This is a genomic window from Solemya pervernicosa gill symbiont (genome assembly GCF_002020875.1).
GTDB lineage: Bacteria > Pseudomonadota > Gammaproteobacteria.
Genome location: NZ_MPRL01000047.1, coordinates 1 through 21,681 on the forward strand (window position 1 = coordinate 1; position 21,681 = coordinate 21,681).

Sequence of the window (21,681 nt, forward strand, 5' to 3'; positions counted from 1 at the left end):
CGGGGCGCCGCAGGCATAAACGGTCGCGTTAAGTATTTGCCGCTTGCTTGGGCTTGGATGCCCAAAACAAGCTTCCGCAAAAATAGCGACTCCCCGAAACTCTACTTATTCCACTCATAGCAGTAGTTATCTTTCTGGCGCTATGGAGTACGGGGGCATCCAGCGTTACAACATCGCTGGGTAAGCTGCCAGGGCCTGCACAGGTCTGGCAGCAGACGATTCAGCTCTATGCAGAGCACAAGGCGGAGCGACAGAAGGAGGTCGCTTTTTATGAGCGCCAGGATCTGCGCAACGCCAAGAAGCTGGCGAAGAATCCCGATGCAACAATCAAGACTCGTCCCTACACCGGCAAGGCGACCTTTATCGATCAGATCTTCACCAGCCTGATTACGGTGGCAACCGGATTTATTATCGCCTCGTTGATTGCCATTCCGATCGGAATTGTCTGCGGCATGAGCGTTACGCTCTACCGTGCGCTCAACCCAATCATTCAGATCTTTAAACCCGTATCACCGTTGGCCTGGTTACCGATTGTCACCATGGTGGTGAGCGCGGTCTATGTGAGTGACGACCCGATGTTCGATAAGTCGTTCATTACCTCAGCGATCACTGTAACTCTCTGCTGTGTCTGGCCGACCATTATCAATACCACCGTCGGTGTCTCATCGATCGATAAGGACCTGATCAATGTGAGCCGTGTGCTGCGTCTCGGCTGGTTCACCAAGACGATGAAGATCGTACTGCCCTCATCGGTGCCGATGATGTTTGCCGGCCTGCGTCTCTCGCTCGGTATCGGCTGGATGGTGCTGATCGCGGCCGAGATGCTGGCGCAGAATCCCGGTCTTGGAAAGTTCGTCTGGGATGAGTTCCAGAACGGTAGCTCCAACTCGCTCTCGCGCATCATGGTGGCGGTGCTGGTGATCGGTATTCTCGGTTTCCTGCTCGATCGCGGCATGCTGATGCTACAGCGCTGGGCCACCTGGGATCGCAATGCAGTACTGCGTTAAATGATTTGTAGCCCGGATGTCGCGCATCGACACCCGGGGTGTTGTTAACAATAAGCTTCCCGGATTACACGCTGTTTCATCCGGGCTACACAAGATCTATCAAGGAGCTGTCATGAACAGTTATCTAAGTCTGGAAAATATGAGTATCACCTTCGACACCGATAACGGCCCGTTGAATGTACTGAATGATGTTTCACTCAAGGTCGATAAGGGTGAGTTTATCTCACTCATCGGACACTCCGGTTGCGGTAAGTCGACGGTGCTAAATATTGTTGCCGGTCTGCTCAACGCCACCACCGGTGGTGTGCTACTGGAGAACAAGGAGGTCACCGAACCCGGACCCGACCGTGCGGTGGTATTTCAGAACCACTCGCTACTGCCGTGGCTCTCGGTCTATGACAACGTATGACTCGCTGTCGATCAGGTCTTTAGCAAGACCAAGAACAAGCAGGAGCGCGATGAGTGGACACTGCATAACCTTGGGCTGGTGCATATGAGCCACGCATTGAACCTGCGTCCCGATGAGATATCTGGTGGTATGAAGCAGCGTGTTGGTATCGCCCGCGCCCTGGCGATGGAGCCGAAGGTACTGCTGATGGATGAGCCGTTCGGTGCGCTCGATTCTCTGACCCGTACCCACATGCAGGACTCACTGATGGAGATCCAGTCGGAGTTAAATAACACCGTGATCATGATCACCCACGATGTCGATGAGGCGGTGCTGCTCTCCGACCGGATCGTGATGATGACCAACGGACCCTCAGCCACTATCGGTGAAATTCTCGATATCGAACTGCAGCGCCCACGTGACCGACTGATGCTGGCCGATGATCCTACCTACAACCACTACCGCGCCGAGGTGCTGCGCTTCCTGCACGAACGCCACGCGCAGCCCGATGTGCCGGTTAATAAGAAGAGTGATGAAGAGAGAAGTGGACCGAAGCTGAAGTTGGCGGCAGGTTGAAACGTTGAGGTGGCGTAATCAGCTCTGTGTGTTTTCTGGGTAGTGTTGACTGCGGAGTGTAAGAGTGGACTGCATAAAACGTTTAGTCGGACTGGTGTCCATTACCTGGATCGTGCTGTTTATCATTGTTACAGCGGCATGGAATGTGACGGATAACTATCCGTGGGGCGTATCGATACTGATGGTGATGATGGCACTGGTTGCCGCGTTCTATCTGCTGTTAAGACTACGTGGGCAGTTTCACTATTGCAGGGGGCGATTTGACGAGGCTCGATTTGATGCATTAACAAACCTCTATAATCGACGTGAGGAGCAACTGCAGATTGAGAGGGAGATCACCCTCTGTCGGCGGAATGGAGAGATGTTTGGTCTCATCTTTTTCGATCTGAATCGATTTAAACAGATCAATGACCAGTATGGTCACGGTGTGGGTGATCAGGCGCTGATCGCAGTGGCTGATCGCTTACAGGCAAACATTCGAAAAAGTGATGAGGTTTTTCGTCTCAGTGGTGATGAGTTTCTCTGTCTGACTCGCTTCACACACTCCCTTGGAAGCTGTGAGGGGGTTGCTGAAAAATTAGAGAGCTCTCTGTGCGTCAGTGTTGAACTGGATCAATTAAAGCTATCTGTCAGCGCAAGTTCAGGTTGTGCAATTTATCCTGCCGATGGTGAGAGTATCAAGGCGTTGATCGAAACTGCAGATCAACGCATGTATCGTGATAAATCGATCAAAAATGGTCACCACTACATCGAGCCAGCAGTGGAGAGATGTTAAGCGGGTGCCTGGTTTGTAGATATGTAGTCTCGGGCTACACAGCTGTTCTGGTGTTTTCAGTAACAGCATGTTGTTTGACCTTGTTATGATGATTGTCTTATCGCTGTTCATCGCCATCTGGCTTCAGTGATTAATAAACAAGACGATGTCTCTTTATGCAATCACCCCTACCGATCCGCAACGGCGTATCTGCGAGCAAACACTTCCTACCAGTAGGTGACTGGAGCTCTATGCTGGAGTTTTTACTCGACTACTTTCCGAATGTGTCGCGTGAGATCTGGCTTGCTCGTATGGAGAGCGGCGAGGTGGTCAATGCGAATGGCGGGAAGCTAGCGCCCGATGATCCCTATCAAGCTGGCACCATGATCTACTACTACCGTGAAGTGGATGAAGAGACTCCAGTACCTTTTGATGAAGTGGTTCTGTTTCAGGATGAACATCTACTGGTGGTCGACAAGCCGCACTTTCTTCCCGTTATCCCAGCCGGTCGGTTTCTGCATGAGACCTTACTGGTACGGCTAAAACATAAACTTCAGCTTGAACACCTGATCCCACTGCATCGGCTCGACCGAGAGACGGCTGGGGTAGTGCTCTTCTCACACAATCCAGAGAGTCGTGGTGCCTATGCGTCACTGTTTGAGCAGTGTGAGATGAGTAAAGTCTATGAGGCGATAGCACCCACGCTGACGGATCGGCCACTGCTACTAACCTACCGCTCTTGAATAGAGAAAGGTGATCCATTTTTCCGCATGCAGGAGGTGGTGGGTGAGCCCAACTCCGAGACGTTTATCGAGCTGATCGAACAGCACGGCGATATCAGTCGATATCGTCTACGGCCCGTCACAGGAAAGAAACATCAGCTGCGGCTGCATATGGCGGCGTTGGGCGTTCCGATTCTTAATGATAAAAGCTATCCGGAACTACAATCTGAAAGGGGAGATGATTTTACCGCCCCTCTACAGCTGCTAGCTAAAACGATCGCCTTTGAAGACCCCTTTAGTGGAGAGAGGCGTTTCTTTCAAAGCGATAGAGATCTTGAGCTTTAACGTGTGGGCACAGAAGTGTACCCACCCTACGGCTGGGTGATCGAGCCTAAAAACCTTTGTGTTTTTTGCGGCTGGTTTTTGAAAGATGTTCTGTTTATTCGGTGACCAGTAGCGCAACTAGCAGCATGTTGATCAGTAGTAGTGCAATCGCCAGCCCGCGCCAGAAGCCGAGTGGATTGCGTTCGATCAGTGGCTGTTGCGCCTCTTTGATATAGGCGGGGTTGGGGTGGCTGAGGTCATGCTCGAACTCGGAGAGGATGTCGTAGCGGCGTGTCGCATCGAGGCGAACGGCACGCTCCAACGCCTTGTCCATCCAGAAGGGCAGCTCCGGGAAGTGGCGTTTGCCGGGAACGTAGCGCACCTGCATCAGATTGCGAGCATTGAGCTCACGGTCGTAGGGGAGCTTGCCGGTCAGCATCTCGTAGGTGATCACGCCGAGTGAGAAGAGGTCAGAGCGGCTGGTGGCGATATCACCGCGATGATACTCGGGTGCGGTGTAGTTAACGGTACCGAGCAGGTTGTCATCATCCAGTGGAGTGGCGATCTCCTCGATACCGGCGATCTTGGTCGATCCGAGGTCGATGATCTTCACCGTGCCGTGACCGTCGATAAGGATGTTCTCCGGCTTCAGGTCCTGGTGGATCATCTCGAGTCGATGGAAGGCACGCAGTCCATTAACCAACTGATGCACGATCTCGCGTACCCGTTGTAGATGAGGGCGTGGGTTGTCGTTCATCCACTGGCGCAGGGTCTGTCCCTCGATATGTTCGGTGAGGTAGTAGAGGAAGTGACGCTGACGCGGCTGATCGACAACCTTCAATACGTGGTCGCTGTTGAGACGTCGTCCCGCCCACTCCTCATGCAGAAACTGATTGATGTAGTCGGGGTCGTCGTTGTAGTTGACCGAGGGGGCCTTGAGTACCAGTCGTTCACCGCTCTCCTCATCCTCAACAAGAAACACCTCGGTACGTTTACTGGAGAAGAGTTCGCGCAGCACCCGATAGCCATCGATGCGCATACCGGCCGAGAGTGAGGGCGGGAAGGGGAGTTCGGTGAGGCTGCGATAGAACTCCTGTTCATTCTGATTGGGCAGTGACTCGACACTCACCAGCTGGCAGGTGAGGTTGTCATCGCTCTGCTGCTGTTCGGCATGTTTAACGATTGCCTCGCAGGTTGTCTGCAGCTCTCTGCCGCCTTCAATGAGCATCCGTTTCAGCGTGGCATCGTCGATGAATTCGTGTACGCCGTCGCTAAGCAGTAGAAACTGATCGCCCTGTTCCAGATTGATCGTACGAAAGTCGATATCGATATGAGGCTCGATACCCATCGCGCGGCTGAGGTAACTGCGATCGTTGGCGATCTGGATGCGGTGGTCGGTGGTCAGTCGTTCCAGGTCGTTATTGCGTAGTCGATAGACGCGCGTATCACCAACATGGAACAGGTAACCGGTGTTGGACTTGAGCACCAGTGCGCTAAAGGTGGTGACCATCCCTTTGGCGCTGTTGTACTCACGTTGTCCATTACCATAGAGCCAGCGATTGAGTGCTGAGAGCACCTTCTGTACTGAACTCTTTACCGTCCAGCTCTCCGGCGTGCTGTAGTAGTCGTTAAAAAATCCGCTGACACACGCCTCGCTCGCCTCACGTCCCGCCTCGCAACCACTCATACCGTCGGCGATCACGATCGATATGCCCTTGGTGTTGAGTGCCGAACCTTCGGGCGTGAGGATGCCGCAGGCATCTTCATTCTCTGCCTTGATGCCAGCGACGCTGTACTGACCGCTGGTGATGGTGAGTTGTCTGCTCATGGCGTTAGATAGTACCCCGGATGAGACAAAAAGAAGCGGGCGGTGCTGTAGCTGCTACAGACGCCGCCCGCTGTGGTTTGTTGAAAGATGATCAGGCGACGTCGATCATCTGCACGGTGCCATCAGGCATCACCTCGGCCATTTGGCCGGCTGGCTCATCGAGGAAGAGCAATACCGCTGCCAGTACCACGATCGCCGCGCCACCGATCACCATGAAGAAGATCGAGGGTGAGACGAAGGAGAGTATGGTGAGGAAGGTGACCGCGCCGACGTTACCGTAGGCACCCGCCATACCGGCGATCTGTCCGGTCATGCGACGCTTGACCAGTGGCACCATCGCGAACACCGCACCCTCACCCGACTGGACAAAGAATGAGCAACCCATGGTGACCAGTACTGCTACTGTGATCGGCCAGCTCGAATCGATCTGACTCATAACGAAGTAGCCGATCGAGAGGCCGGTGATCAGGATCGCGAGGCTCTTCTTTCGACCGATCTTATCGGAGGCGAGACCACCCGAGGCGCGTGCCACCAGATTCATGAAGGCGTATCCGGAGGCGAGCATGCCGGCCTGGACGATTGAGAGTTCGAAGGTGTCCATGAAGAAGAGCGGCAGCATCGAGACCACGGCCAGCTCGGAGCCGAAGGTGACGAAGTAGGCAAGGTCGAGTACTGCAACCTGCTTGAACTTGTAGCGTTCGATCTCCGGTACCGGTGCATTAAAGACGTGGCTGTTGATCTGGTAGATCCGAATAGTCTGGAAGATGTAGAGACCGATCAGTGAGGCATAGATCATGGTGGCGGGAGCATCACCCAGCATCTTCAGGTTGCTTGGACCGAGCTTCCAGGTGAGCAGCGCCAGTGCTGCATAGAGCGGGATGTTCATTAGCAGGTAGAGGAAGAAGTCGCCGCGACTGGAGATCTCCATCGCACCGTTTTTCTTCGGCTTGAAGTAGGTCGAGCCCTTGGGGGTGTCGGTAACGCTAAAGAAGTAGACCACCGAGTAGATCAGAATCATTGCACCGGTGGTGGCAACGGCATAACGCCAGCCATCATCACCGCCGTACCAGAGTGCGAGTGTTGGCAGGGTGAGCGCGGCTGCGGCGGAACCGAAATTACCCCAACCACCGTAGATGCCCTCAGCGAGACCAACCTCACGGGCAGGGAACCACTCGCTGATCATGCGAATACCGATCACAAAACCGGCACCGACAAAACCGAGCAGGAAGCGGATCATCGCCAGCGTTTCGAAATCATCAGCGAAGGCGAAACCGAAACAGAGGAAGCTTGAGACAAATAGCAGCATCGAAAAGATGCGGCGAGGTCCGAAGGCGTCAACCAGCATACCGATAATGATGCGCGCCGGAATGGTCAGCGCCACATTAAGGATCAACAGCATCTTCACCTCCTGATCGCTCAGACCGAAGGTCTCACGGATCGATGCCATCAATGGTGCATGGCTGAACCAGACAACAAAGGTGAGGAAAAAGGCGAACCAGCTGAGGTGCAGGATGCGTGTCTTTCCGCTAAAGGAAAACAGGTTGAGTTTCGATTCCGACATTGGAATTAGGTCTCCGTCATTGAAGTTGATGAACCTCTATTAGCAAGTTCCGGGCCAGCTTTTCAAAGTGGCAAAAAAGCCCTGTTTTGGCTGATTTTGTTTCCTTTCGCACGGCGCTTCGCTGGGTGGTGGTGCGTGCTCTAACCTCTCTGCACCAAAAGGGGGGTTGTCTCTGCGCTGTTGCCGCGCACCTGTTCCGATGAACGCACCGATCTGGTGCTTAAGGGGGGTGTTGAAGACATAGTGAATTTATTGGTATTTCATAACCAACTGAAAAGCATAGATAAATAAAAGTTCGTTGATGGGTGGATGACACTGGCATGCCCCTTGCTCTAGAGAGGGACAAGCTCACTGCAACAACGGAATACTCACTATGAAAGAAAGATTGATACTGATTGGAAACGGCATGGCCGGTGTGCGCACGCTCGAAGAGCTGCTGAAGATCGCACCCGATACCTATGAGATCACCGTCTTCGGTGCCGAGCCCTACGGCAACTACAATCGCATCATGCTCTCGCCGATGCTCACCGGTGAGGCAACGCTCGATGAGATCATGCTCAACACCCCCGAGTGGTACGCCGAGAACAACATCACTCTGCATACCGGTAAGACGGTAGTGAGGATAGATCGCAAGAACCGCCTGGTGATCACCGATGACGGTATGGAGGCGAGCTACGATCGCCTGCTGGTTGCCACCGGCTCCAACCCCTTTATCTTGCCGGTACCGGGTCACGAGCTCGAAGGTGTGATCGGCTTCCGCGACGTGAAGGATGTCGAGACGATGGTCGAGACCTCGAAGCAGTATCGCCATGCAGTAGTCATAGGTGGTGGTCTGCTCGGTCTTGAGGCGGCCAACGGTCTGCAGAAACACGGTATGAAGGTTCGCGTGGTGCATATCCGCGACACCCTGATGGAGCAGCAGCTCGATACAGAGGCTGGCACCCTGCTGCAGCAGGAGCTGGAGGAGCGCGGCGTTGAATTCATTATGGGCGCCTCGACCAAGGAGATCCTTGGCCGCAAACGGGTACAGGGTGTTACCTTTGAAGATGGTCGTGAGGTGACCGCCGATCTGGTCGTGATGGCGGTCGGTATTCGTCCCAACATCGCCCTGGCCGAGTCGGCCGGTATCTACTGTGGTCGCGGTATCGTCGTTAACGACACCATGCAGACCTATGACCCACGCGTCTACGCGGTGGGTGAGTGTGTACAGCACCGTAACCAGTGTTACGGTCTGGTCGCACCGCTGTTTGAGATGGCCAAGGTCTGTGCCAACCACCTCGCCCAGCTCGGTTACGGTCGTTACGAGGGATCGGTCACCTCGACCAAGCTGAAGGTGACCGGTGTCGATCTCTTCTCGGCGGGTGACTTTGTCGGTGACGATGAGTGTGAGCAGATTGTCTACCGCGACCCCTCAAAGGGCATCTATAAAAAGGTGGTGCTGAAGGACAACCGCATCCAGGGTGCGGTGCTCTACGGCTCGACCATGGACGGTCCGTGGTACTTCCAGTTGATGCGTGAGGAGGCCGATGTCAGCGCCTTCCGCGATACTCTGATGTTCGGTCAGGGCCACCTCGGTGATTCGGGCCACGGTGCCGGTAATACCGTGATGAATATGTCGGATGACACCGAGGTGTGCGGTTGTAACGGTGTCACCAAGGGCGACATCGTGCACGCTATCACCACCGAAGGACTCTTTACCCTTGATGAGGTGAAGGCGCATACCAAGGCCTCGGCCTCCTGTGGCGGCTGTAGTGGTCTGGTCGAACAGATTCTCGCCGCAACCGTTGGTAGCGATCTCTCCCATCCGAAGGTCAAACCGATGTGTGGCTGTACCGATCACAGCCACGATCAGGTGCGTGCAGCGATTGTCGATAGTGAGCTGACCTCAATGGAGGCGGTCTATCAGAAGCTGGAGTGGCGCAATCCGAATGGTTGTCCCACCTGTCGTCCAGCGCTTAATTACTACCTGATCTCCTCCTGGCCGACCAAGGCGGTCGATGATCCGCAGTCGCGCTTCATCAACGAGCGTGCCCACGGCAACATCCAGAAGGATCGTACCTACACCGTCGTGCCGCGTATGTGGGGCGGTGTCACCACCCCCGATGAGCTGCGTGCCATCGCCGATGCGGCCGATAAGTATGAGGTGCCGATGGTCAAGGTGACTGGCGGTCAGCGTATCGATCTGGTTGGTCTGAAGAAGAATCAACTACCGGCGATCTGGTCAGACCTGAATGATGCCGGCATGGTCTCTGGCCACGCCTACGGCAAGGCGCTGCGAACGGTTAAGACCTGTATCGGTTCACAGTTTTGTCGCTTCGGTACTCAGGACTCAGTCGCGATGGGTATTGATCTGGAGAAGCTGAGCTGGGGTTCCTGGACCCCGCACAAGTTCAAGATGGCCGTCTCCGGCTGTCCGCGTAATTGCGCCGAAGCGACTATCAAAGACTTTGGCGTGGTGGCAGTCGACTCGGGTTATGAGCTACATATCGGCGGTAACGGCGGTATCAAGGTACGTGTCACCGATCTGCTGGCCCGTGTCGAGACCGATGGTGAGGTGCTCGAGTATGCCGCGGCCTTCATGCAGCTCTATCGCGAAGAGGCGCGCTATCTGGAGCGTACTGCGCCGTGGATCGAGCGTGTCGGTCTCAACTATGTGAAGGAGCGCCTCGTCGATGATGTTGAGAATCGTAAGGCACTCAGTGCCCGCTTCCTGATCTCGCAGGAGATCTCGCAGAAGGACCCCTGGGCCGAGCATACCAAGCCTGAGCATCGTCTCGAATTCGTACCGATGAAAACCTTTAACGAAGATGAGGAGAAGGTCGTTGCTAACGGCTGATTTCAGATCAATCAGCGGAGAACCGATATGAGCACTCTCTACGAACGTTTGGGTGGTGAAAAGGTGATCGATGCCGCTGTCGATCTCTTTTACAACAACGTGATGGCCGATGAGCGCATCAACTACTTCTTTGAAAATACCGATATGGCCAGGCAGCGTGGCCACCAGAAGAAGTTTCTTAGCTTCGCCTTCGGTGGCTTGCCGAACTACTCCGGGCGGGGAATGCGCGAGGCGCATGCTCCGCTGGTTAAGAAACTGGGTCTTAACGATAGTCACTTCGATGCGGTGATCGAGAACCTCGGTGCCGCGCTGCAGGCGCTGAATGTTCCTGCTGAACTGATCGGTGAGGCGGCATCAATTGCCGAATCGATACGTGACGATGTGCTCTGCAGATAGTGCAGAGCGAAATTGATAGAGGATTAAATAATGTCGAACTGGGTTGAGATTGGAAAGCTTGATGATATTCCCCGTTTGGGTTCACGGGTTGTGGCGAGTGGTGATGAAGAGATCGCGATCTTCCGCACCTCAGATGATGAGCTGTTCGCCCTGCGCAACAAGTGCCCACACAAGGGCGGGCCGCTCTCCGAGGGGATTGTGCACGGTAAAAAAGTGACCTGTCCGCTGCACAACTGGAACGTTGATATCGATTGCGGTGCGGTTGTCGCGCCCGATGAAGGGTGTGTGCCGACCTATGAGGTGAAGGTTGAGGCGGGTGTGATCTCGCTCAACACGGTTGCCAATAAAAACTGCTAAACGCTACGCGGGTAGTGTCTGCGTACTACCTGTTTCCAACGAACTGAGGTGAGATAGATGCTTTTTGGTCGTCAGAAGAAGAACCCGATCACGATCGCCAATAAGGATGTGCAGGAGTGGAAGTACGCCACCTGCGGTTACTGCTCCACCGGTTGTTCCATTGAGGTGGGTCTCGACAGTAACGGCAGGGCAGTCGCCTCGCGCGGCGTTGCCGATGCCAATGTGAACCAGGGCAAACTCTGCCTGAAGGGGATCTTTGAGCACGAACTGTTCGACTCCGCCGGACGAGGCCTGACGCCGAAGATGCGCGAGCACTGGCACCAGCCGTGGGCCGAGACCAACTGGGATGCGGCGCTCGACAAGGTGCACGACGAGATCGTCTCTATCCAGCAGAAGTATGGCCGCGACTCCGTGGCGGTGATCTCCACCGGGCAGATGCTGACCGAGGAGTTCTACACCCTCGGCAAGCTGACCCGCGGCCTGATCGGTACCAACAACTACGACGGCAATACATGGCATCGGCCGTCTCGGGCTACAAGCGCTCCTTCGGCTCCGACGGCCCACCTGGCTGCTACGACGATTTTGAGCACACCGACTGCCTGATCGCCTGGGGCTCCAATCTGCCCGAGCAACATCCGATCATCTACTGGCGTATGAAGGAGGCGCAGGAGCGGCGCGGCTTCCCGCTGGTAGTGGTCGATCCGCGTGTCACCATGCTGGCACAGAATGCCCATATCCATCTGCCGATCACGCCCGGTACCGACGTGGTGCTGCAGAACGCGCTGATGCATGTGCTGATCAAGGAGCAGATGATCGATGAGCGCTATATCGCCGCCAATACCAACGGCTTTGATGCGCTGAAGTCGGAGGTCGAAAAGTACGACCCGGTGACCGCCTCGAAGATCTGCGGTATCGACGAGGATTCGATTCGCCAGGTGGCACGTCTCTTCGGCAACGCCGGTGCGGCGATGCAGATCTGGACCATGGGTATTAATCAGTCGACCCACGGTTCCGACGGCGTGGTCGGTATCAACAACCTGGCGCTGCTCACCGGCAACATTGGCAAACCGGGTGGCACCAGCCTCTCGATCACCGGCCAGTGCAACGCGATGGGTACCCGCGAGTGGTCCTCCTGTTCCGGTCTACCTAACTACCGTGTGCTGGAGAATCCCGAACACCGTGCGGAGATCGCCAGGGCGTGGAACGTTGATCCCGAATTCTTCCCCAAGCAGCGAGGCATGTTCCAGACCGATATCTACCACGCCATTGAGTCGGGTCAGATCAAGGGGCTCTGGCTGATCGCCACCAATCCGCTTACCTCACTGCCCAACAGTGCGCGGGTGCGCAAGGCGATGGAGAAACTCGAGTTCTGTGTTGTGCAGGACTGCTACGAAGATACCGAGAGTGCCCACTACGCCCATGTCTATCTGCCTGCCGGTACTTGGGCGGAGAAGGAGGGGGTGATGACCAACACCGAGCGGCGCATCAATCTGGTTACACCGATCAGCACCCCGCCGGGTGAGGCGAAGCCCGACCTGTGGGTCTTCAATCGTATGGCGGAGCGTTTCAACAAGGAGGGTAGGGTGAGCTTTCCGGAACGCGCCCCCGATGTGTTTCTCGAGATGGGTTCACTCTCGAAGGGGCGTCTCTGTGATATCTCCGGCATGAACCACGAACTGCTGGAGCAGAGTCGTGGTGTTCAGTGGCCCTACACCGAGCAGCAGTTGGAGAGGGGTGAGGCACCGCCGAAGGGTGGCAAGCGCCTCTACACCGAGGATGGCGCTTTCAGCTATCCCGACGGCAAGGCGAAGCTGATACCGCTCCCCTTTATCGATAACAACGAGGTGCCGGATGAGAAGTTCCCCGTCTGGCTCAATACCGGTCGTCTGATCGAGCACTGGCACGGCCGTACCAAGACCGGCAAGATCGGTAACAACAACAAATACAGTCCCATTCCGTTCATCGAGATCAATCCCGATCTGGCAGCGGAACTGGGGGTTGAGCGCGGTGATTATGTGCGTCTCGTCTCGCGCCGCTCCGATGCGGTGGTGATGGCGCAGCCGACCCACCGTGTACCGAAGAACATGGTCTTCCTTCCGTTCCACTTCCACGACTGTGCCAACCGCCTCACCCTGGGGCTGCTCGATCCGCACTCGCGTCAGCCCGCCTACAAGCAGTCGGCGATTCGCATCGAGACGATTGCCGATCAACTCGGTGCCGCGCGTCTGAGCATGGAAATGAGAAAATTTTGAGGTGTTGCGATGTTAGTTAAAGTGACAGATTCAGCAGTAGAGCAGAGCATCGAAGGTGAAGCGCCGATCTTCAAAGCGCGTGCCAATGAGCCGACCTATGCGCTGCTCAATGATCCGAGTAGTCAGACACATAACCGCTACGGAAGGTCGATAGAGACCGTGACTGAGGAAGACCCACGCTACGGTGTCAGTCTCAAGATCAACGAAAATCCTGAGATTGGCGATAATCCCAACCGCTACAAACAGCACGGCTTCTACTTCAACGCCGACAACTGTATCGCCTGCCACGCCTGTGAGGCGGCCTGCAGTGAGAAGAACGACAACCCGGCGCACATCGCCTTCCGCTCGGTCGGTTTTGTCGAGGGGGGTAGCTATCCCGCCTATCAGCGCCTCAACATCTCGATGGCGTGCAACCACTGCGACAATCCGGTCTGTCTGAAAGGTTGTCCGACCCGCGCCTATACCAAGTTCGCCGAGTATGGTGCGGTGCTGCAAGACCCCGATATCTGTTTCGGCTGCGGCTACTGCACCTGGGTCTGTCCGTACAACGCGCCGCAGCTCGATCCGGTGAAGGGGCAGGTGACTAAATGTAATATGTGTGTCGACCGTCTTGAGGTAGGACTCAAACCCGCCTGCGCCTCCGCTTGTCTCGGCAAGGCGCTCGACTTCGGTGTGATCGAGAACGTGCCCGAGGGGCGAACCCAGGCGAAGGCGGAGATCCCCGGCTTCCCGCGCACCGACATCACCAACCCCAACATCCGCTTCCAGCAGACGCGCACCACCCAACGCGACATGCAGCGCGTCGACAGTACCCCGCTCAAGTACCACCGTGACGATAGCGAGGGCAGGTTCCGTCCGGCACTCGATCCGAAGCACGGCTTCAAGCGTGAGTGGAACCTGAAGAGGCTGCTCGGTTCGCATGAGAATGCCCATATTGCCTTCACCCTGAGTGTGCAGACGGTAATGGGTGCCTTTGCCATGCTGGTACTCGGCAGCTGGTTCGGTCAGGAGGCGATCGCTAACTTCGCCGCCAGCTCCGCCTTTGTGCCAGCGCTGTCGGTGATGTTTGTGATGATGGCGGTCGGTCTGTTCAAGCTCAATATGCATCTGGGCAAACCGCACCGCTTCTATCGCGGTTTCTACAACCTGCGCATGTCGCCGGTGAGTCGTGAGATAGCGGGGGTCACCCTCTTCTTTGTCGGCCTGGCCGGTTTCACCCTCTTCGCCCTCTTCGCCCTCTTCGCCCTCTCCGATGAACTCTTCGGTCACAACTTCCCGGTGGTGATCCAGGATGTATTCGCGGTGCTGGGTCTGGCGGGTGCCGCTATTGGCGGTTACTTCATGTACAAGCTCTACCGCATTCCGGCGCGCCCCTTCTGGGACCACTGGCAGACCGCCGCTACCTTTGCCGGTAGTGCACTGAGTCTCGGTGCACTGCTACTGGCGGTAATCGCACTGCTTACCGCTCAGATGACGCCGGAGCTGGGCCGTCTGCTGGCGATGATCGCCGGTGTTGGTCTGGCGCTGGAGGGCGTGGGACTGCTCTACCACGCCAGGGATCTGAAGGGGCATGAGAGTGAAGGTGCCGCCTCCTTCTACGAGCAGTCGACCACCTTCGGTTACGCCTACTGGCTGCGCAACGGCCTGCTGGCGGTCTCACTGATCGTTGCGGTCGGCATGGCGCTGATGGGATTGATCGACGGCTGGGCCTTCGCACTGCTGGCAGTAATGGCGCTGGTCAGCTCAACCATCGGTCGCGCGCTTTTCTATGTACTGGTGATTCCCACCACTATGCCCGGCGCCTTCTTCTGGAAGAACAGAGGGTTTGTCGAGCATGCGCGTGAAGTCGGTCTCGCCGATATGCCGCAGCTCGGCGTCGCCTACGAGCAGCACCACCAGTTCAAGGTGAGGGAGCTGGTTGAAACCATCCGTACCACAACAGTGCGCGAAAAACTTTCGCAGCTGTGGCGCATCGTGACGGGCTAATATCGCGCAGAGGCCTGTAGGTGTGACACGTACCACCAGGCCTCTGCGCTATGATTGGTGACACCCCTTATTAAGTAAGGGTATTTAAAGCCATGCGGCTATCCGGTATGCTTAGCAACTAAATGGAATATTGATTGGCACGGAGCTGCCCCCCCCCCCCTATAGCGACTCCTCTGATTTCATATGCTGTTGGCATGATCTGCCGATTGCGTATCTGCTTGTGATTAATATTCATAAAAATAAATGGTTATGCAGTGCATTGTGTCGCTGTGTGGCTTTTTTAGTATCTGGGTAATTACTTCAGGTACTGATTTAAAGATGTAAGTAAGTTGGATTTAACAATACTAATCAGGAGTAACAATGAAGAAGATTACAGCAGGTTTGGCCCTATCCGTTGCACTGCTTTCGGGCTGCTCGAGTATTATCAGTAAATCGGATTACGCCGTTGCGATCACCAGTCACCCAGAGAATGCGAACTTTGTGGTAACCAATAAATCGGGCATGAAGGTTGATAGTGGTATGACGCCAGCGACTGTCTCACTGAAGTCATCATCTGGATTTTTTGAGGGTGAGACCTACACCATCGTTGTTAGCAAGGATGGATATAGCGATAAGAGCTACACCATGACCAGTTCCATCGATGGCTGGTACTTCGGCAACATTTTGTTTGGTGGAATCATCGGTATGCTGATCGTCGATCCTATGACTGGTGCGATGTATAACCTGCCAGAGCAGGTTGTGGTCTCTCTGGATCAGAGTGTGGCGGAGATCAAATCCGATACGCTCAAGATCGCGACGATTGATTCCCTCTCTACAGAGCAGGTTCTAAGGCTACAGAAGATTCAATAATCGAACACCAGGAGCCTGGACTGTGCCTAGCCTACGACTAGCCGCAAAGGTCGTAGTTGTTGACGGATTTGGCTGTAGGGCAGGTCGTAGTTTGATCAAAAAGAGGACGCCGTGCGTCCTCTTTTTTTGTTTGAATAATCAGCTTGTTATCCTAGGTTTGAACTTGGTTTTTAACTGAAAGGAGTGAAAATGAAAATCATAAAAATGTTTGTTGTCTCGATAGGGCTGCTCTACCTTTATGGCTGCGCTTCGGGGGCGAAAATGGAGAATATGGCGCATACAGATGTGGTGGTAACGCCGAGGGCGTATGACGCGGCGTTGAAAAATGGTGTCGAGGTCGCTTCCGTTACGGGCGGTGAGGAGACCAATCCAGCCTGGACATCAGAGATCGGTAATGAAGAGTTCTCTGGCGCGGTGAAACAGTCGCTCGCTTCGCAGGGTCTTCTGGCCGAGACTGGTCGTTATCAGTTGCAGATTGAGCTTAAGGAGGTCGATCAGCCGATGTTCGGTTTTGATATGACCGTGACGACACATGTCCGATATGTATTGACAGATAGCCAAAATAGCACTGTGATCTTTGATGATACGCTGGCGGCGGCGCATACCGCCACGGTTAGTGATGCATTTGTCGCGATCAAGCGTCTGCAGATGGCGAATGAAGGGGCTGGTAAGAAAAATATTGAGGCGCTGCTGAAGAAGCTGTCAGAGCTGAAGATTTCAACAAATCAGGTCTCTGTGGTCGACTGAGTTGGACTGCGTTGCAAATGAGTGCCGATGCCAGTTTTAGTGACGCGAGGGTGTGTTTTCTGCAATGCTTCTACCTATAGGTATATAAATTGGTTGGAGGCAAACAAGATGTCTGAAGAGAATAGATCGAACCTCGGTACGATGATTATCGTCGGTGGCTCATGGATCGGTGGGGCGGTGATGTGCACCATTATGTACGTGATGATGAATGCGATGCTGAATATGCAGGAGTCGATGAACGCCATGATGTCATCTATGCAGGCGATGCAGACCGACATGGGCAGCATGTCGGGTGATATGGGTGAAATGAAAGGCGGCATGAACACCATGGCGGTGAAGATGACCGAGATGGAGCAGGAGATCGCCGAGGTGGATACCCATATGTCGGACATGTATGTGCTGATGTCAGATGACCTTGATTCACTTGCCCGTAATGTCTCGATTATGGCGCCTTCTGTTGCGAGTATGGGGCCGTCGATGAACCGAATGGGTTACAACATCGATCGTGGCGTGAACTCCTTCTCCAACCCGGCGGACTATATGGGCAACATGTTTCGTTAAGCATTTGAGTTGATCTTTGGTGAATGTCCGGTGTTCACTGCATGCGCTGTAGCACTCCCATTACCTGCTCTCAGGGATGTTTGTCTCCATATCTCATATTCACGTTATCTTGTTGTATTGTCAGTCTCTAACCGGGTGATGCCTGGTTTGTAGGTGGTTTTCTGACGCCGTCTGTAGGCGGTAGCTGTAAGTCAATGGCATCAGGTTTAAATGGGCTGGATAACAACAACTAACCAGATGCTGGCGCTGGTTTGAGTCAAAAAGAAACTCTCTGTTTTCTTGTCTATATTCAGAGGCATGAGAACAAAGATGCGAGAGACGCCGCTAATAGCGGCGATTGATCACCTGTTACGGCGTATTCCCCCTGAGACTGTTGTTATTGCAACCGCACTGGTGGCGATCTCGGCCTTTATTGGTGTTTACCTTTATGAGCGGCAGGTCGAGGAGATCTCTCTCTCCGTTGAATTTGAAACTGCGGCTGGCGAGCGAATTGATGCGATCAGTAATGAGTTGGCGCGTCATGAGCAGATCGTACGCGCCCTTTCAGCCTTTGTTAAAACCAACCCCAAGGTCTCCAAGGCCGATTACAGCACCTATGTTCGCCAGTTGCTGACGTCACATGGTGATTTTCAGGCTCTCGAATGGATACCCCGCGTAACCCATGATCAGCGGACAGCATTTGAGAGATCTGCGAGCGAACTCTACCCAGGCTTTCAAATCAGTGAGATCAGTGAGGAGGGGGTGCTGGTTGGTGCTGCAGAGCGTGATATCTATTTCCTCGTTTTCTATATCGAACCGACGGATGGAAACGAGAGTGCATTGGGTTTTGATCTTGCCTCAGAGATGGGCCGACGTGTTGCGCTTGAGCAGGCACGTGATAGTGGCCAGTCGTCAACTTCCGATCCACTTAAACTTGTACAAGAAGTGAACGGTGCCGCAGCTTTCCTTCTCTATGTGCCTGTCTATGAAGGTGTAGAGCCACCAGCTTCTGTTGTAGGGCGGCGTAATAGGTTGCTCGGGTTTGCGCTGGGAGTTTTTCACATTAACGATATGGTGGAGGAGGCGATATCGATCCTGAAGCCGCGTGGGATCGATATCTGGATTGATGAGCGATCACAGGATGGGGAATTACAACAAATCTATCGACATCAATCCCGCATCGCCAGTCAATCGATCAGGGCGATGGCATCTTCCGATGCTCGATTCGTAAAGGCGGAGACGATCAAAGTGGCCGGAGGTGAGTGGCGAATAGTCACGGCGCCAGCATCTGGCTACTTTGAACCGCAGTTAGGCTATGCCGCCTGGGTGCTGCTAGTGGGAGGGGTGTTTACAACCCTATTTATTGCCATATATGTCTACTCTTGGCAGCGCCAGTTTCGCGCTACTCAGGAGAGTGATGAGCACTTTCGTTATCTGTTTGAAAATATGGCGCAGGGAGTGGTCTACCAGAATGTAGAAGGAAATATCACCGCTAATAATCCGGCGGCTGAGAGAATTCTTGGTCTTGAAAGGACGGAGTTGAACGGGCGCCACTCGAACGATTCGCGGTGGCAGGCGATTCACATCGATGGGTCTGAATTCCCGTTTGAGACACACCCTTCAATGGTGGCTCTGCATTCAGGGCGTGTGGTCAAGGATGTAGTAATGGGGGTGTACAACCCAATCGAGAGTGGACACCGATGGATACTGGTTAACAGCGTTCCAGAGTTTGAGCCTGACGAGAAGAAGCCCTGCCAGGTGATTACCACCTTTGATGATATTACCGACCTTAAACACGCTACTGAGGAGGCTGAAGCGCAGCGTGATATAGCGCAGAGTTATCTCGATATTGCCGGTGTGATGATGTTGGCGCTTGATCACGACGGAAACGTGATGATGATTAACCGCAAGGGGTTGGAAATTGTCGGTTATAACGAAGATGAGGTGGTTGGGCGTAACTGGTTTGATCTCTGCATCTCGGTAACTGAACAGGAGCGGCTCTGGGGTGAGGTGTTTACACCGCTGCTGTCGGGGCAACATCAGATGGGTGTGATTACCCATGAGAACTGGATTATCAACAGCTCGGGTGAACGGCGATTAATCGAGTGGTCCAATACCGTACTGCAGAGAGACGTAGAGGGAAAGGCGATAGGCACTCTGAGTTCTGGTACCGATGTAACCGAGCGGCGGATGGGTGAAGAGGGGTTGTTGCTGCGTAATCGGGCCGTTGAGGCAACACTCAATGGCGTGTTGATTACCGATGCAATACGCCCAAATAACCGTATTACCTACGTCAATCCAGCCTTCGAACTGATCACGGGCTATCGTGCAGAGGAGGTTATTGGGAAAAATCCAAATTTCCTTCAGGGAATGGAGCAGGAGCAGCCGGAGTTGGAGAAGATCCGCCAGGCCGTTGCCGAACACCGTACCGGCAGCGCACTGCTGCGAAACTATCGTAAGGATGGATCGCTGTTTTGGAATGATCTCCATGTTGCACCGGTTCAGGATGAGAATGGTCGGGTGACGCACTATGTTGGCATTATCAATGATGTTAGCGAATACAAACGTTATGAGAATCAGCTTGAATACCAGGCCAACCATGATGACCTGACCGGATTGCCCAACCGTAACCTGATGCAGGATCGTCTCAGTCAGGCGATCGCCTATGCGCATCGCTATCAACGCATGGCAGCGGTGCTGTTTATCGATATTGATCAGTTCAAGGTGATCAATGACAGTCTGGGTCACTCGGTCGGTGATCACATGCTGAAGATATTTGGTGACCGGCTGAAAACCTTTGCTCGCGAAGGCGACACGGTAGCCCGATATGGTGGGGATGAATTTGTGATGGTCTTTGCTGATGTGGGGAGTGTTGATGATATTCCACCGATAGCGAATCGATTACTGGTAGATGTAGCGCAGTCAATCGATTACAAAGATATCAATCTGCATATTACCGTCAGTGCCGGTATTAGCATCTTTCCTCGTGACGGAAGTAATAGTGAGACTCTGCTAAAGAATGCCGATGCGGCGATGTATCGTGCCAAGGAGCTGGAGCGTAATAACTTCCAGTTCTTTACCGAGGAGCTCAATACGCGAGTGATGGAGCGTGTGACACTTGAGAGTGAGCTGCGTCGTGCAATTGAAAACGATGAGTTGTTACTCCACTACCAACCACAGGTGAATCTGGTCAGTGGAAAAATCACCGGTTTTGAAGCGCTGCTGAGATGGGAGAACCCCAAGCATGGTCTGATTCCTCCTAATCGGTTTATTCCGTTGGCAGAGGATACCGGGCTGATTATCCCGATTGGCGACTGGGTGTTACAAACGGCCTGTGCCCAGGCTGTGGCGTGGCGGGAGATGGGGCTGCCGCCCGTGGTGATGTCGATCAACGTTTCAATGCATCAACTGCGGAGTCTGGAGTTTAATCACACCATTGCGGCGGCTCTAAAAAGGCATCAACTGCCAGCAGAACAACTAGAGATTGAGGTGACAGAGAGTGCGCTGATGGATGATCCTGAAGGGGTGAGAAAGTTGCTGGAAAAGGTACGTGACATGGGGGTTATGATCGCTCTGGACGATCTTGGTACCGGTTATTCAAGCCTCAGTCAGTTGAAACACTTCCCCTTCGGTCGGCTCAAGATCGATCAGTCGTTTGTCGCCGAGCTGGTTCATGAGACAGAGAGTGCAGCGATCGTACGTACCATCATCGCCATGTCTCAGGGGCTGGGATTGAATGTGATTGCAGAAGGGGTGGAGACCGAGTCACAACTTTCGATATTACGTAGAAATGGTTGTTACGATATTCAGGGCTACTACTTTAGTCGATCGGTTGAGAGTGCCCAGGCACAAGAGATGTTGCAGAACGGTAACGTGATCGATATACCCAATGACGAAGGAGCGCGTACGCCTACGCTTCTATTGGTTGATGATGAGCCGAATATCCTGAGAGCGCTGAAACGTACGCTCAGGGATGAGGGTTATCACATTCTCGCAGCAGAGAGTGCGGACGAGGCCTTTGAGCTGCTGGCCCAAAATGAGGTGGATGTGATTGTCTCGGATCAACGTATGCCAAAGATGAATGGCGTTGAGTTATTGAATATTGTTAAAGAGCTCTATCCCGATGCCGTTCGCATGATACTGAGTGGTTATACCGATCTTGATACGGTGACCGAAGCAGTCAATAGGGGGTGGATCTACCGCTTCCTCGCTAAGCCATGGGATGACCAGCAGTTGCGCGGTCATATACGCGATGCTTTCTCATCTCATATGCAATAGCAGTTGTCTCAACATAAGTCGCATTAGTGGTCTACGTTTACTGCGCGGTCAGAGGATGTCCGTTTCTGCAGGGTCTGATTGCTGTTGCAGAGAGCTTGTGTGATAGTCGTTTATTCCAACATCACTTTAGATGTTTTCAAAGGAGGTAGTTCGATATGGCTTCAAAGAAAGTGAAAGGTCTGACGCTGACCGCCATGGATAGCGAAGCGAAGGCGGTTAGTCCGCGATAGTCGACGCCGTCTGCCTATTCGTAGTTGAGAGCGGGAGCGAACGACGAAGA

At 54.0% G+C, this 21,681-nt stretch carries 12 protein-coding genes and 3 pseudogenes; 13 read left to right on the forward strand and 2 right to left on the reverse strand.

The window, feature by feature from the left end; all coding sequences use genetic code 11:
- Positions 1-107 precede the first annotated feature (107 nt).
- The 4 genes and pseudogenes from BOW52_RS10915 (at position 108) to BOW52_RS10930 (ending at position 3,792) form a co-directional block, all read left to right on the forward strand.
- Positions 108-1,007, forward strand: a complete 900-nt coding sequence (locus tag BOW52_RS10915; RefSeq protein WP_078484117.1) for an ABC transporter permease — start codon at positions 108-110, stop codon at positions 1,005-1,007.
- Between the two features lie 112 nt (positions 1,008-1,119).
- Positions 1,120-1,971, forward strand: a pseudogene (locus BOW52_RS10920) (ABC transporter ATP-binding protein).
- Between the two features lie 94 nt (positions 1,972-2,065).
- On the forward strand, positions 2,066-2,746 hold the full coding sequence (locus BOW52_RS10925) for a GGDEF domain-containing protein (protein WP_078484118.1): 681 nt from the start codon (positions 2,066-2,068) through the stop codon (positions 2,744-2,746).
- Positions 2,747-2,901: 155 nt separating this feature from the next.
- Positions 2,902-3,792 (forward strand): annotated as a pseudogene (locus BOW52_RS10930) (pseudouridine synthase).
- A 94-nt stretch (positions 3,793-3,886) separates the two neighbouring features.
- Here BOW52_RS10930 and BOW52_RS10935 read toward each other — a convergent pair.
- Entirely contained in the window at positions 3,887-5,599 is a 1,713-nt protein-coding gene (locus tag BOW52_RS10935; RefSeq protein WP_078484119.1) for a bifunctional protein-serine/threonine kinase/phosphatase, read from the reverse strand.
- A 91-nt stretch (positions 5,600-5,690) separates the two neighbouring features.
- On the reverse strand, positions 5,691-7,160 hold the full coding sequence (locus tag BOW52_RS10940) for a NarK family nitrate/nitrite MFS transporter (RefSeq protein ID WP_078484120.1): 1,470 nt from the start codon (positions 7,158-7,160) through the stop codon (positions 5,691-5,693).
- A 373-nt stretch (positions 7,161-7,533) separates the two neighbouring features.
- On the opposite strand from BOW52_RS10940, the gene nirB reads away from it, so the two are divergent.
- From nirB to BOW52_RS10985, 9 genes and pseudogenes are all read left to right on the forward strand, one after another.
- A complete protein-coding gene (nirB, locus tag BOW52_RS10945) occupies positions 7,534-9,996 on the forward strand; it encodes a nitrite reductase large subunit NirB (RefSeq protein ID WP_078484121.1) in 2,463 nt (820 codons plus the stop codon).
- Between the two features lie 27 nt (positions 9,997-10,023).
- Positions 10,024-10,392 carry a group I truncated hemoglobin gene (locus tag BOW52_RS10950; protein ID WP_078484122.1) on the forward strand — a complete coding sequence of 123 codons (369 nt, stop codon included), beginning with the start codon at positions 10,024-10,026 and terminating at the stop codon, positions 10,390-10,392.
- 30 nt (positions 10,393-10,422) lie between these two features.
- Positions 10,423-10,749, forward strand: coding sequence for a nitrite reductase small subunit NirD (gene nirD, locus BOW52_RS10955; protein ID WP_078484123.1), 327 nt, complete (start codon positions 10,423-10,425; stop codon positions 10,747-10,749).
- Positions 10,750-10,806: 57 nt separating this feature from the next.
- Positions 10,807-13,001 (forward strand): annotated as a pseudogene (locus tag BOW52_RS10960) (molybdopterin oxidoreductase family protein).
- 9 nt (positions 13,002-13,010) lie between these two features.
- On the forward strand, positions 13,011-14,987 hold the full coding sequence (locus tag BOW52_RS10965) for a DmsC/YnfH family molybdoenzyme membrane anchor subunit (RefSeq protein ID WP_078484124.1): 1,977 nt from the start codon (positions 13,011-13,013) through the stop codon (positions 14,985-14,987).
- Positions 14,988-15,347: 360 nt separating this feature from the next.
- Positions 15,348-15,836: a hypothetical protein gene (locus tag BOW52_RS10970; protein WP_078484125.1), complete on the forward strand. Its 489-nt coding sequence runs from the start codon at positions 15,348-15,350 to the stop codon at positions 15,834-15,836.
- 189 nt (positions 15,837-16,025) lie between these two features.
- Entirely contained in the window at positions 16,026-16,583 is a 558-nt protein-coding gene (locus BOW52_RS10975) for a hypothetical protein (RefSeq protein ID WP_078484126.1), read from the forward strand.
- A gap of 108 nt (positions 16,584-16,691) precedes the next feature.
- On the forward strand, positions 16,692-17,144 hold the full coding sequence (locus tag BOW52_RS10980; protein WP_236725715.1) for a hypothetical protein: 453 nt from the start codon (positions 16,692-16,694) through the stop codon (positions 17,142-17,144).
- A gap of 297 nt (positions 17,145-17,441) precedes the next feature.
- Positions 17,442-21,401, forward strand: a complete 3,960-nt coding sequence (locus BOW52_RS10985) for an EAL domain-containing protein (protein ID WP_078484128.1) — start codon at positions 17,442-17,444, stop codon at positions 21,399-21,401.
- Positions 21,402-21,681 lie beyond the last annotated feature (280 nt).

Excerpts from the sequence above, each read along its gene's own strand:
- BOW52_RS10985 (WP_078484128.1), top strand. The coding sequence starts at position 17,442 with ATGAGAACAAAGATGCGAGAGACGCCGCTAATAGCGGCGATTGATCAC.
- BOW52_RS10950 (WP_078484122.1), top strand. The coding sequence starts at position 10,024 with ATGAGCACTCTCTACGAACGTTTGGGTGGTGAAAAGGTGATCGATGCC.
- BOW52_RS10975 (WP_078484126.1), top strand. The coding sequence starts at position 16,026 with ATGAAAATCATAAAAATGTTTGTTGTCTCGATAGGGCTGCTCTACCTT.
- nirD (WP_078484123.1), top strand. The coding sequence starts at position 10,423 with ATGTCGAACTGGGTTGAGATTGGAAAGCTTGATGATATTCCCCGTTTG.
- BOW52_RS10965 (WP_078484124.1), top strand. The coding sequence starts at position 13,011 with ATGTTAGTTAAAGTGACAGATTCAGCAGTAGAGCAGAGCATCGAAGGT.
- BOW52_RS10940 (WP_078484120.1), bottom strand. The coding sequence starts at position 7,160 with ATGTCGGAATCGAAACTCAACCTGTTTTCCTTTAGCGGAAAGACACGC.
- BOW52_RS10970 (WP_078484125.1), top strand. The coding sequence starts at position 15,348 with ATGAAGAAGATTACAGCAGGTTTGGCCCTATCCGTTGCACTGCTTTCG.
- BOW52_RS10980 (WP_236725715.1), top strand. The coding sequence starts at position 16,692 with ATGTCTGAAGAGAATAGATCGAACCTCGGTACGATGATTATCGTCGGT.
- BOW52_RS10935 (WP_078484119.1), bottom strand. The coding sequence starts at position 5,599 with ATGAGCAGACAACTCACCATCACCAGCGGTCAGTACAGCGTCGCTGGC.
- nirB (WP_078484121.1), top strand. The coding sequence starts at position 7,534 with ATGAAAGAAAGATTGATACTGATTGGAAACGGCATGGCCGGTGTGCGC.